11 protein-coding genes and 1 tRNA gene are annotated in these 11818 nt (G+C 64.2%); 8 read left to right on the top strand and 4 right to left on the bottom strand.

Annotated elements, in window-relative coordinates; translation table 11 throughout:
- Positions 1-25: 25 nt before the first annotated feature.
- The 3 genes from AC5P6S_RS09340 to AC5P6S_RS09330 all read left to right on the top strand — a co-directional run bounded on the left by AC5P6S_RS09340 (position 26) and on the right by AC5P6S_RS09330 (position 1692).
- Positions 26-101, top strand: a tRNA-Thr gene (locus AC5P6S_RS09340).
- A gap of 280 nt (positions 102-381) precedes the next feature.
- Positions 382-1332: an RHS repeat domain-containing protein gene (locus tag AC5P6S_RS09335; RefSeq protein WP_024957468.1), complete on the top strand. Its 951-nt coding sequence runs from the start codon at positions 382-384 to the stop codon at positions 1330-1332.
- On the top strand, positions 1333-1692 hold the full coding sequence (locus tag AC5P6S_RS09330) for a TonB family protein (RefSeq protein ID WP_024957469.1): 360 nt from the start codon (positions 1333-1335) through the stop codon (positions 1690-1692).
- Positions 1693-1767: 75 nt separating this feature from the next.
- Here the strand turns inward: AC5P6S_RS09330 and AC5P6S_RS09325 are convergent, their stop codons facing one another.
- The 3 genes from AC5P6S_RS09325 to AC5P6S_RS09315 are packed head-to-tail and all read right to left on the bottom strand — an operon-like array spanning position 1768 to position 3114.
- Positions 1768-2094, bottom strand: coding sequence for a hypothetical protein (locus AC5P6S_RS09325; protein WP_005412640.1), 327 nt, complete (start codon positions 2092-2094; stop codon positions 1768-1770).
- A 23-nt stretch (positions 2095-2117) separates the two neighbouring features.
- Positions 2118-2462: a hypothetical protein gene (locus tag AC5P6S_RS09320; protein WP_065183103.1), complete on the bottom strand. Its 345-nt coding sequence runs from the start codon at positions 2460-2462 to the stop codon at positions 2118-2120.
- Between the two features lie 40 nt (positions 2463-2502).
- Entirely contained in the window at positions 2503-3114 is a 612-nt protein-coding gene (locus tag AC5P6S_RS09315; RefSeq protein WP_495204571.1) for a GyrI-like domain-containing protein, read from the bottom strand.
- Between the two features lie 353 nt (positions 3115-3467).
- On the opposite strand from AC5P6S_RS09315, the gene cyoA reads away from it, so the two are divergent.
- Genes cyoA through cyoD form a run of 4 tightly spaced genes read left to right on the top strand, consistent with a single transcriptional unit; the run spans position 3468 to position 7484 of the window.
- The gene (cyoA, locus tag AC5P6S_RS09310; RefSeq protein ID WP_005408581.1) at positions 3468-4508 is read left to right on the top strand and encodes a ubiquinol oxidase subunit II; all 1041 of its coding nucleotides are present in this window, start codon (positions 3468-3470) and stop codon (positions 4506-4508) included.
- 2 nt (positions 4509-4510) lie between these two features.
- Complete coding sequence (gene cyoB, locus AC5P6S_RS09305) at positions 4511-6508, top strand: cytochrome o ubiquinol oxidase subunit I (RefSeq protein ID WP_005408582.1); 1998 nt, start codon at positions 4511-4513, stop codon at positions 6506-6508.
- A complete protein-coding gene (gene cyoC / locus AC5P6S_RS09300; RefSeq protein ID WP_005408583.1) occupies positions 6505-7143 on the top strand; it encodes a cytochrome o ubiquinol oxidase subunit III in 639 nt (212 codons plus the stop codon). The genes cyoB and cyoC overlap by 4 nt, the downstream gene beginning before the upstream one ends.
- On the top strand, positions 7143-7484 hold the full coding sequence (gene cyoD, locus AC5P6S_RS09295) for a cytochrome o ubiquinol oxidase subunit IV (RefSeq protein WP_005408584.1): 342 nt from the start codon (positions 7143-7145) through the stop codon (positions 7482-7484). The genes cyoC and cyoD overlap by 1 nt, the downstream gene beginning before the upstream one ends.
- A gap of 656 nt (positions 7485-8140) precedes the next feature.
- On the opposite strand, the gene AC5P6S_RS09290 is transcribed toward cyoD, so the two are convergent.
- On the bottom strand, positions 8141-10198 hold the full coding sequence (locus AC5P6S_RS09290) for a putative bifunctional diguanylate cyclase/phosphodiesterase (protein ID WP_495204570.1): 2058 nt from the start codon (positions 10196-10198) through the stop codon (positions 8141-8143).
- A gap of 150 nt (positions 10199-10348) precedes the next feature.
- On the opposite strand from AC5P6S_RS09290, the gene radA reads away from it, so the two are divergent.
- Positions 10349-11725 carry a DNA repair protein RadA gene (radA, locus tag AC5P6S_RS09285; protein ID WP_005408586.1) on the top strand — a complete coding sequence of 459 codons (1377 nt, stop codon included), beginning with the start codon at positions 10349-10351 and terminating at the stop codon, positions 11723-11725.
- Positions 11726-11818: the final 93 nt, after the last annotated feature.

The raw sequence follows: 11818 nt of genomic DNA, 5'->3' as shown, positions 1-11818 counted from the left end.
CCCAGCCCGTAAAATCGCGGGCTCCGCCGGAATAGCTCAGTTGGTAGAGCGGCGCATTCGTAATGCGTAGGTCGCAGGTTCGACTCCTGTTTCCGGCACCAGTTGTAGAAAAGCCCCGGCCTTGGTCGGGGCTTTTTTTATGCTCTGGTAGTGCCGGCCGCTGGCCGGCAACCCCAGAAGTGCCAGCCCATGGCTGGCAGGTCGCGATTTCTGAGCCTCGCGATCTACCCGCCCCTCCGCCTTCCCAGGCGCATGGCTCCTTGCACAGTTCCTGACCTGGCAACTGCAGCCGGTCATTCCTGTGCTATGAATACCCAGCCTTGCTTCAAGGCTCTTTCAGAGATTGGAAGGATGCGCAGGTTCGGGGGAACTGCAGGCGGCGTGTTTACCCGCTTCAGGAGATGTGGAGATCGAATTCGCAAGCTGGGGGCATCAGGCGCTTGGCTGTGTTGTGTGCTGCTGATCGGCCTTGGTCTGTCGCCATCCGCAATCGCCCAGACCACTGTGACGTACATCCACACTGACGCCCTGGGCTCGGTCGTGGCTGAGAGCGATGCCAACGGCAATGTGATCAAGCGCTATGACTACGAGCCCTACGGGGCCGTGGTCGGTGGTCAGGTCACGGACGGGCCGGGGTATACCGGGCACGTGAGCGACTCGGCAACGGGCCTGATCTACATGCAGCAGCGCTACATGGATCCGCAGTTGGGGGTGTTCCTGTCGGTTGATCCGGTCACGGCGTATGAGCAGCCGGTGGGGCAGTTCAACCGGTATAGGTATGCGAACGGGAATCCTTACAGGTTCACGGATCCAGATGGGCGAATCGTCAAGTACGCATTTGAAGGCGGAGCGACGCTGCGTGATGGTGCTGCCGTGCTCAACCATTGGATGAAGTCAGAAACCATCAGCTCTGAACTGAAGCAGATTCTCCTATCCGATGAGACCTACACCATACAGTTCAATCGCAATGGTGATTTTGGATATGACGAGAACAAGAGAATCATCAGCATTGATGTCACCTCTGGACTTCGCGTCAAATCCTCCGGGGAGATCCAGTCTCCTGCTCTGGGGGGCGGTCACGAGGTGAGCCATGCTGCCCAGCATGATCGGGTTGGATTGTCCGCTTTCCAAGCTTCGCTTGTTGCGCCACAGTCCAACTCGGAGAGCAACGGCGTGATGCAGATCCGAGTCGGCGTATCTTCGGAGGAGGCGCGGGCTACGGGGGTGGAGACCCGGGCCGCGCGTGAGCTGGGGGAGCCTGCCCGGAAGAGCTACAGCGACACGAACGGCACGGTTAATGTCTGCTCCCCCACCAGCAATCGGGAGTGTTGAATGAACCGCGTTCTGATGCTTGCGTTGGCCTTGTCCAGTGCCTCATGTCGCGCCGGTGAGGAGCTCCCTGGGCCTTGCCAGGCGGCAAGCAGTCCGGTGGAGTCCATTGCGCCGGTCGTTTCCGCCGCGACTGAGATGCAGGTGCGTGGCTCTGTCGTGGCGACCGTCGTCGTTGAAGAGGATGGGCGGGTGACAAATCCCGTCATCACGCGGTCACAGTTTGAAGCGCTGGACCGGGGGAGGGTCGACAATGCTGCTTATGAGCGCGCAGCCTTGGTTGCCGTGGCGAAGTGGCGTTTCCCTCCGGTCCCATCCCGCTGCACCAGGAAGGTCACATTCGATTTCCAACGTCTGGATTGAATGAGCCCGGTCAGGCCATGGAAGGCGTTGGCAATCCCCGCCATGGGGCAGCGCGAGTTGGGGAGAAGATCTGCCTCAATAAGCAAGATCGAAATAGTAGATCTTCTTTGCTCCGAACACGCCGCAACCTTCGCTGGTGAGAGCGTGGAAGCCGATCTGTGTCCGCGATGACGCCGCCGACAGGATGGCCGCGTACTTTTCCCGTCCGGATTTGTCGCTGGCCAGATCGATTGTCCAGCGCCCGTCGGAAGCACACTCGTTGTTGGTGGGCTGGCCTTCCAGCCACACGGAAACGAACGTGGATTCGACAACCAGTTTGGTGATTTTTCCGGTCTGGTGTGTATCGGCCCATGCGCTGCCGGACAGCAGCAGTGCACCGAGTGTGATAGCGAGCTGTTTCATGTCTTCCCTGCAGGCCCGGGGCATCAAGCCCTATATATAGCGCAGCAGGTGCCGGATCTGATGAGCACGAGCATCACCAGTTGCCGCAGATAGCCGCCGATCACCCCGGCCAGCACCCCGGCCGCGATCCGCATGGCCAGCCGGAACCATCGCCCGGTGTGTTCCCGCAGCCAGGGCAGTACCACCGTTACCTGTGCAGCCAGCAGCAACACCACCACATCCATCCCCAGTGCATCGATCAGCGACAGCAGCGGCAGCAGGTCGGGATTGCAGGCCAGTACAAGCAACAACACGCTGCACAGCAGCGCGAAGGCGCGGCGCCCGGTGGGCAGGGTGGTCCAGCGCAGTAAACGATCAATCAGGGGCATGAATCTTCTGCTCCCTTGTCAGAGCGGTGCTCGCAGGCGGTCATTCCGCGCGGACGGGCTGCCGCAGCACGGTCTTCAACCGCGTCGCGTCGGTCCTGCGCGGGTCGCTCAGGTAGATCTCATGATGGGGGCCGGCAAAGGTGTAACCCAGTGCGGGCATCAGTTCGTCGTGCAGATGGGCCAGGGCCGGACCCTCGTCATCGTAGGCGCCTACGTGAAGCGTCTGCAGGCAGAGGCCTTCTTCGAGAATTTCGTGGCGAAGGCTGGCCGGAACGTCGCCCAGTTTCTTCGCCGCCTTGGCAATGGCAGCCTCCAACTGCGCTGGACGGATCCCATCCGGCGTGCGGATCATCGCCGTCCACCTCCACTCATCCTTGCGGCGTGCCACAAAGCTCGACGGATCCTCGGCGGTCCAAAGCGCTTCCAGCGGTGGCACCACGTAGTCCTGGCCCCCGGCCTTCAGGGCGAACTTCAGTGCATAGCTCACCGAGTACAGCCATTGCACCGCCTGCAGGTAGGCCGTGGCAGTGTTCGGGTCGCCGCGACCATCGACCATCAGGTAGGGCAGGGGCGGTACATCGACCGGTACGAACTGGCCGGCGGGCGGGTGATAGAGTGCCCGGTCGCGCTTCTTAAAGTCGATCTTGTCCATCGGGGTCTTCCTCCTGTGCCGAGCATCCCATGCCAGGCACCCGTCAGCACGCCTGAACCGATTCAGGTGACTTTGCCGAACGAGGGCGAACGGCCCGCAAACGTCGGGGGCCGGAATGCCGCCTTGGGTCATGCGCCCCGTCATGCCCGCGCGGTGCGACAACGTGTCGCAGCCAGAATCGGGCCTTTCCTGCGCTCGATCAATGTCAATGCCTTTCTTAAATGGTGGGTGACGGCCTAAAATTGAAAGGCTGACTCGACCCACCTCCCTACCTGTCTCCCGGACCGGTGGGACCGGCTTTGGCCGGAACAGGCAGGACGGGGAACGGCATTCCCTCGCAATTGGATCGACCGATGATTCCGTTGAAAACCCTTGGGCGCTGGTTGCGCCCGGGCCTGCTGCTGTCGTTGCTGGTGATGCTCACCGGCTGCGATGCCGTGGCCATCCTCAGTCCGAAGGGCCAGATCGGCCAGGATGAGAAGACCCTGCTGATCACGGCCACCGTGCTCATGCTGCTGGTCGTCATCCCGGTCATCATCATGACCCTGACCTTCGCGTGGAAGTATCGCGCCTCCAACACCAAGGCCCGTTACGAGCCGAAGTGGTCCCACTCGACGGCGATCGAGGTGGTGGTGTGGTCCATTCCCTGCATGATCGTGCTGGTGCTGGCGGTCCTGACCTGGCGTTCGTCGCACGCGCTGGACCCGTATCGTCCGCTGGAATCGGACGTCAAACCGGTCACCATCGAGGCGATCTCGCTGGACTGGAAGTGGCTGTTCATCTATCCGGAAGAGAAGGTGGCGGTCGTCAACGAAATCAAGTTCCCGGTCAACACGCCGCTGAACTTCAAGATCACGTCCGATTCGGTGATGAATGCCTTCTTCATCCCGCACCTGGGCAGCATGATCTACTCGATGGCTGCGATGGAGACCAAGCTCCACCTGATCGCCAACGAGACCGGTGAATTCCCGGGCATGTCCTCGCACTACAGTGGCGCAGGCTTCGCCAAGATGCACTTCACCGCCTACTCGGTCACCGATGCCGAATACCGCCAGTGGCTGGACCAGGTCCGTGCCGGTGAGCAGACCCTGGACAAGGCCTCGTTCAAGGCCCTGGGTGAAGCACGCAACGCCGAGTGGTATCCGGTCACCTACTTCGGCAAGACCGAAGAAGGCCTGTTCGACTGGGTCATCGCCAAGCACATGGGCGACAACAAGCATTACGGCATGAAGCACTCGCACGCCGGTGCCGCCGCTGCCGATGCCGCCAGCCATGAAGCGCACGAGGGGCATGCCCCCAGTGACGCGCATGATTCCAAGGAATCGGGTGAAAACCTGGATGCCACCGAACACGAACACGCTGGCCATGCTGGCCACGCGGGTTCGGGAGAATGAACATGTTGGGAAAACTCTCTCTTGAGTCGATCCCCCACGATCCGATCGTGCTGACCACCCTGGTCGGCGCGGTGCTGGGTGGTCTGGGCGTCATGGCCCTGATCACCAAGTTCAAGCTGTGGGGCTATCTGTGGAAGGAGTGGTTCACCTCGGTGGATCACAAGAAGATCGGCGTGATGTACCTCATCGTCGCCTTCGTCATGCTGCTGCGCGGCTTCTCCGACGCGATCATGATGCGTACCCAGCAGGCGCTCGCCGTCGGCGGGTCCGAGGGTTACCTGCCGCCGCACCACTACGACCAGATCTTCACCGCCCACGGCGTGATCATGATCTTCTTCGTGGCGATGCCGCTGATCACCGGCCTGATGAACCTGGCCGTGCCGCTGCAGATCGGTGCGCGCGACGTCGCGTTCCCGTTCGTCAACTCGCTCAGCTTCTGGCTGTTCGTGTCGGGCGCTGTGCTGATCATGCTGTCGCTGTGGATCGGTGAGTTCGCTGCCACCGGCTGGCTGGCGTTCCCACCGTTGTCGGGCATCGAATACAGTCCAAGCGTCGGCATGGACTACTACATCTGGGGTCTACAGGTCGCAGGCCTGGGTACCACGCTGAGCGGTATCAACTTCTTCATCACCATCCTGAAGATGCGTACCCCCAGCATGAAGCTGATGCAGATGCCGGTGTTCACCTGGACCGCCCTGGTGACCAACGTGCTGATCGTCGCTGCCTTCCCGGTGCTGACCATCACCCTGGTGCTGCTGACCCTGGATCGTTACCTGGGTACGCACTTCTTCACCAATGACGGTGGCGGCAACGCCATGCTGTACATCAACCTGATCTGGATCTGGGGTCACCCGGAGGTGTACATCCTGGTCCTGCCGGCGTTCGGTGTGTTCTCCGAAGTCATCGCGACCTTCTCGCGCAAGGCGCTGTTCGGCTACAAGGGCATGGTCTACGCCACCGCCTGCATCGGCGTGCTGTCGTTCATCGTGTGGCTGCACCACTTCTTCACCATGGGTTCGGGTGCCAACGTCAATGCCTTCTTCGGCATCACGACGATGATCATCTCGATCCCGACCGGCGTGAAGATCTTCAACTGGCTGTTCACCATGTTCCGCGGCCGCGTGCACTTCACCACCCCGGTGCTGTGGACCATCGGCTTCATGGTCACCTTCGTCATCGGCGGCATGACCGGCGTGATGCTGGCGATCCCGGCCATCGACTTCGTGCTGCACAACAGCCTGTTCCTGATCGCCCACTTCCACAACGTCATCATCGGCGGCGTGGTGTTCGGCATGTTCGCTGGCATCACCTACTGGTGGCCGAAGATGTTCGGCTTCCGCCTCAACGAGTTCTGGGGCAAGTGCGCGTTCTGGTGCTGGTTCATCGGCTTCTACGTGACCTTCATGCCGATGTACGTGCTGGGCTTCATGGGCATGACCCGTCGCCTGCAGAGCACCGTCAACCCGGCCTACGAGCCGCTGCTGCTGATCGCCGCCGCAGGTGCCTTCATCGTTGGCGCCGGCATCCTGTGCCAGATCATCCAGGTGGCCGTGTCGATCCGCGACCGCAAGAAGACCGTCGACCTGACCGGCGACCCGTGGGATGCCCGTACGCTGGAGTGGGAAACCTCTTCGCCGCCGGCCTTCTACAACTTCGGCACCCTGCCGGAAGTCACCGAACTGGACGATTTCTGGGAGCGCAAGCAGCGTGGTGAAGCCTGGCCGAAGCCGGCCAAGTACACCGACATCCACATGCCGCGCAACACCGGCACGGGCGTTGTCATCGGTGCCTTCAGCCTGGTGTTCGGCTTCGCGATGATCTGGCACATCTGGTGGCTGGCCATCGTCGGCTTCGTCGGCATGATCGCCACGTTCATCTACCGCACCTTCGACCAGGACGTGGACTACTGGGTCCCGGCCGCCGAGGTGGAACGCATCGAGAACGAACACCGCAAGCACCTGGAAGCGCAGGGCCTGGTGAAGTCGGAGCTGAAGGCATGAGCACCAATACCTCGACCCTGAGCCACGGGCACGCCGCGCATGCGGCGGCCCATGGCCATGACGACCACGAGCACCACGACACCGGCGGCAACACCGTCTTCGGTTTCTGGGTGTACCTGATGAGCGACTGCCTCATCTTCGCCTCGCTGTTCGCCACCTACGTGGTGCTGGCAGGCGGCACCGATGGTGGCCCCACCGCGAAGGACCTGTTCGAACTGCCGTTCGTGGCATGGGAAACCGCGCTGCTGCTGACCTCGTCGCTGACCTTCGGCCTGGGCATGATCGCCATGCACCGCAAGCAGATGGGCCAGATGTACCTGTGGCTGGGCATCACCTGGCTGCTGGGCTTCGGCTTCATGTGCATGGAAGTGTGGGAGTTCCAGCACCTGATCCACCAGGGCTACGGTCCGGACCGCAGTGCCTTCCTGTCGGCGTTCTTCGCCCTGGTCGGTACCCACGGCCTGCACGTCAGCGCCGGCCTGCTGTGGCTGCTGGTGATGTTCGTGCAGCTGAAGAAGTACGGCCTGACCCCGACCAACAAGACCCGCATGGCGTGCCTGAGCCTGTTCTGGCACTTCCTGGACCTGATCTGGATCGGCGTGTTCTCCGTCGTCTATCTCAATGGAGCCCTGTAATGGCACATGACAACCATGCACACGACCACGGCACCGGCGGCGAAAGCCATGGCACCGTGAAGTCGTACCTGATCGGCTTCGTGCTGGCGGTGGTGCTGACCGTCATCCCGTTCTGGATGGTGATGTCGGGTGATTTCTCGCGCACCGTCAACGGTGTGGTCATCGCCATCACCGCGGTGCTGCAGATGCTGGTCCACCTGGTGTTCTTCCTGCACCTGGACCGTTCTTCGGAAAGCCGCTGGAACGTCAACGCTGCGGCCTTCACCGTGGTGGTGATCGGCATCATCGTGGTCGGTACCCTGTGGGTCATGCACAACATGAACGTGCACATGATGCACTGACGTCCGCGCGACGTTGCCACGCAGAAAGGCCGCCCTCGGGCGGCCTTTTTTGTTTGTCGCGCCCGCCGGGAATGGCACGCGCGGTGGTAGTGCCGGCCGCTGGCCGGCAATTACGGGAAGGCGGCCAGCGGCTGGCGCTACCAGGAGATCCATGCCATGCGTGGATGGGGTCAGAGCCCTTGCCTGCAGCGAGGGATCCGCCCCCAAAGCCATTGGCCTCATCCCACCCGGCATGGCCGGCACAGGGGGGTAGTGCCGGCCGCTGGCCGGCAATTGCGGGAAGCCGGCCAGCGGCCGGCTCTACCAGGATCCACGCCATGCGTGGATGGGGTCAGAGCCCTTGCCTGCGGCCAGGGATCCGACCCCAAGGCCATCGGCCTTATCCCACCTGGCATGGCCGGCACGGGGGGGAGTGCCGGCCGCTGGCCGGCAGTTGCGGGAAGCCGGCCAGCGGCCGGCTCTACCAGGAGATCCACGCCATGCGTGGATGGGGTCTGAATCCTTGCCTGCAGCAAGGGATCCGACCCCAAAGCCATCGGCCTCATCCCGCCTGGCATGGCCGGCACAGGGTGGTAGTGCCGGCCGCTGGCCGGCAATTGCGGGAAGCCGGCCAGCGGCCGGCTCTACCAGGATCCACGCCATGCGTGGATGGGGTCTCACCCCACCCGGCGCAGGAATTCCTCGGCGTCCATTGGTCGGCCCAGGTGGTAACCCTGCAATTGATCACACCCCAGTTCGCTCAGGTACTCGCGCTGTGCCTGCGTCTCCACACCCTCTGCCACCACCTGCAGCTGCAGGGTGCGCCCCAGCGCGATGATCGACGAGACGATGGCGGCATCCTCTTCATTGCATTCCAGATCGTGCACGAACGCGCGGTCGATCTTCAGTTCGGTGGCGGGCATGCGCTTCAGGTAGAGCAGGCTGGAATAGCCCGTGCCGAAGTCGTCGATGGCAATGTGCACGCCCATCGCGGTCAGGTCGTTGAGAATCGCCAGGCTGGCGTCCACGTCCTTCATTGCCGTGGTCTCGGTGATCTCCAGGGTCAGGCACGCCGGCTCGATGCGGTGCCGTTGCAGCACCTCGCGCACACTGTCCAGCAGCGCCGGCGAGGCGAACTGCAACGGTGACAGGTTCACCGCCATCGACCATTCGGAATGTCCGGCATCGTGCCACGCGCGCAGCTGTGCACAGGCACGGTCCAGTACCCAGTCACCGATCGGCAGGATCAGACCGCTGCGTTCGGCGATGGGAATGAACACATCCGGCGCCAGCAGGCCCAGCTCGGGATGCTGCCAGCGCAGCAGCGCTTCGGCGCCGGTGGCCGGTGCGCCGGCGGCAGGGAACTTGGGCTGGTAGTGCAGCACCAGCTCGTCGCGGGCGATGGCCTTGCGCAGGTCCTGCAGCAGGCGCAGCTGGCGGTTGGCACTGAGCTGCATCGAGGGGGTGAAGAACGTATAGCCGTTCCGGCCGGTCTCCTTGGTGTGGTACATCGCCGCATCGGCGTGTGCCATCAGCTCGCGCTCGTTGCCGGCATCAGCCGGATACAGGGCGATGCCCAGGCTGGCGCTGACCTGCAGCTCGGCTGCATCCAGCAGGAATGGTTCGCCCGCCGCCGCGATGATCCGCTCGGCGACCACCACTGCATCGTCGGGAACATCGATGGCCAGCACGATCACGAACTCGTCGCCGCCGAGGCGGGCGAAGGTGTCCTGCGGCCGCAGCAGGCCGCCGATGCGCTGCGCCACTGCCACCAGCAAACGGTCGCCGAGCTGGTGGCCATAGGCATCATTGACCGCCTTGAAGCCGTCCAGGTCGCAGAACATCACCGCCACCGCCTGGTTGCGCCGCCGCGCCTTCTCGATGGCCTGCTCGATGCGGTCCTGCAGCAGCATGCGGTTGGGCAGCTGGGTCAGCGGGTCGTGCAGGGCGGCCTGGATCAGCCTGTCGTTGGCGTGTGCCAGTGAATCGGCCAGCAGCCCGGTGCGCACGCGCATCTGCCGGTCGAACAGCGAGGCCACCAGGGCGATGCCCAGGGTCGCCACCGTGGTGACGATCACCAGCACCGCCAGCCAACGCGTGTCGATGCCGCCGCTGCCGACCGCGCCGCAGATGCTGCCCTCCGGGAAGCGCGCCGCGGCCATGCCGGTGTAGTGCATGCCGACGATGGCCAGGCCCATCACCAGTGAGGCGAGCAGGCGCAGGCGCGTGGTGTTGCGCTGCTCGGCACGCAGGCGGAAGGCAATCCACAGCGCCGCACCGGCGGCGCCGATGGCAACCGCGATGGAGGCAGCGAACCAGCCCGGGTGATAGTCGATGCCCGGCTGCATGCGCATCGCGGCCATGCCCAGGTAGTGCATGGTGGCAATGCCCAGGCCCATCAGCACGGCGCCGGCCAGCAGACGTCGCCAGGGCAGGCTGGACCGCGACACCAGCCACAGCGCAAAGGCCGAGGCGCCGATCGACACGGCCAGCGAGTACAGGGTGATGCCGAGGTCGTAGCCGACCGGAATCGGCAGGTCGAAGGCCAGCATGCCGATGAAATGCATCGACCAGATACCCAGGCCCATCGCCGCCGCGCCGCCGGCCAGCCACCAGCGGGCCACGCGGCCCTCGGCGGTGGCCAGGCGGCCGGCCATGTCCAGCGCCGTGTACGAAGCAAGAATGGCCACCAGCAGGGAGATGGCGACCAGGCTCTGACTGTAACTGCCAGTCATGTTGAATCCAGAGGGGGAGGGAGGGGGCGCCCGCAAGGCGCACGCCCGCGACAGCTATCGGCGCGGGCAGGCGGGACTTGAGCGGTCGCAGCACCTGCGACCCGGCTCGGCTATCCTGCCACGCCTGTTCCCGTTGCTGGAAATCATCCGATGGCCAAAGCCCGCACCGCCTACGTCTGCAATGAATGCGGCGCCGAATTCAGCAAGTGGCAGGGCCAGTGCACCGAGTGCAACGCCTGGAACTCGCTGTCGGAAATCGTGCTGGAGAGCGCGGCGGCGGCCAAGGCGCCGGCGTCGCGCCGGGCGGGTTGGGCGGGCAAGATCGATCCGCCGAAGATCACCGCGCTGAAGGACGTGGAGCAGACCGAGCACCGCCGGGTCAGCACCGGCATCGGCGAGTTCGACCGCGTGCTCGGCGGTGGCCTGGTCGAGGGCGCGGTGGTGCTGGTCGGCGGTGACCCGGGCATCGGCAAGTCGACCCTGCTGCTGCAGGCAGTGGCAAAGATGGCGGCCGAACTGCCGGTGCTGTACGTCACCGGCGAGGAGTCGCTGGCGCAGGTGGCCGGTCGTGCGCACCGGCTGGAACTGCCACTGGATGGGGTCAACGCGCTGGCCGAGACTGGCGTCGAGTCGATCCTGCAGCATGCCTCCAGGGCGGGCCCGCGGCTGATCGTGGCCGATTCGGTGCAGACCCTGTGGACCGAGAGCCTGACCGCCGCGCCGGGTTCGGTCAGCCAGGTGCGCGAGAGCGCGGCGCGGCTGGTGCGTTTCGCCAAGGAGACCGGCACCGCCGTGTTCCTGGTCGGCCACGTGACCAAGGAGGGCGGCATCGCCGGCCCGCGCGTGCTCGAACACATGGTCGATGCGGTGCTGTACTTCGAAGGCGAGAGCGGCAGCCGCTTCCGTTTGCTGCGCGCGTTCAAGAACCGCTTCGGTGCGGTCAACGAACTCGGCGTGTTCGCGATGGGGGACAAGGGCCTGAAGGAAGTCTCCAATCCATCGGCCATCTTCCTGTCCGGCGGCAGCACCCATCAGCCGGGCAGCTGCGTGATGGTCACCCGCGAGGGCACGAGGCCCCTGCTGGTGGAGGTGCAGGCACTGGTCGATGCATCGCCGCTGTCGAACCCGCGCCGTGTCGCGGTCGGCCTGGAGCAGAACCGCCTGGCCATGTTGCTGGCCGTGCTGCACCGTCACGGCGGCGTGCTGGTCGGCGACCAGGACGTGTTCGTCAATGTGGTCGGGGGTATCCGCGTACAGGAGACCGCGGCCGACCTGCCGGTGCTGCTGGCGGTGCTGTCCTCACTGCAGGACCGGCCGCTGGCGGAAAAGACGATTGCCTTTGGCGAGGTTGGCCTGTCCGGCGAGATCCGCCCGGTGCCCAACGGCGAGGACCGCCTGCGCGAGGCGGCCACCCATGGTTTCAAGCGCGCCATCGTGCCCAAGGCCAACGCGCCCAAGGGCGGTTCGGTGAAGGGCATGGAAGTGATCGCGGTGGAGCGCCTGTCCGAGGCTATCGACGCGGCGTGATGCGCGCGGCCCTGCCTCTACAAACGTCGTATACGGCAACGGTCAGCCTGCCTGTGCTAGTTTTTCCCGCTCGACGAAGGCGCCCTCTGGCGT

The organism is Stenotrophomonas sp. YJH_SMC_119 (assembly GCF_059368315.1).
The sequence above is the reverse complement of the archived record's forward strand: the minus strand, read 5'-3'. Positions and strand labels throughout refer to the sequence as shown.

Bases quoted from the DNA above. Each gene is read 5' to 3' on its own strand.
- AC5P6S_RS09325 (WP_005412640.1), bottom strand. From the start codon at position 2,094: ATGAAACAGCTCGCTATCACACTCGGTGCACTGCTGCTGTCCGGCAGC.
- radA (WP_005408586.1), top strand. From the start codon at position 10,349: ATGGCCAAAGCCCGCACCGCCTACGTCTGCAATGAATGCGGCGCCGAA.
- AC5P6S_RS09290 (WP_495204570.1), bottom strand. From the start codon at position 10,198: ATGACTGGCAGTTACAGTCAGAGCCTGGTCGCCATCTCCCTGCTGGTG.
- cyoA (WP_005408581.1), top strand. From the start codon at position 3,468: ATGATTCCGTTGAAAACCCTTGGGCGCTGGTTGCGCCCGGGCCTGCTG.
- AC5P6S_RS09330 (WP_024957469.1), top strand. From the start codon at position 1,333: ATGAACCGCGTTCTGATGCTTGCGTTGGCCTTGTCCAGTGCCTCATGT.
- cyoC (WP_005408583.1), top strand. From the start codon at position 6,505: ATGAGCACCAATACCTCGACCCTGAGCCACGGGCACGCCGCGCATGCG.
- cyoB (WP_005408582.1), top strand. From the start codon at position 4,511: ATGTTGGGAAAACTCTCTCTTGAGTCGATCCCCCACGATCCGATCGTG.
- cyoD (WP_005408584.1), top strand. From the start codon at position 7,143: ATGGCACATGACAACCATGCACACGACCACGGCACCGGCGGCGAAAGC.
- AC5P6S_RS09315 (WP_495204571.1), bottom strand. From the start codon at position 3,114: ATGGACAAGATCGACTTTAAGAAGCGCGACCGGGCACTCTATCACCCG.
- AC5P6S_RS09320 (WP_065183103.1), bottom strand. From the start codon at position 2,462: ATGCCCCTGATTGATCGTTTACTGCGCTGGACCACCCTGCCCACCGGG.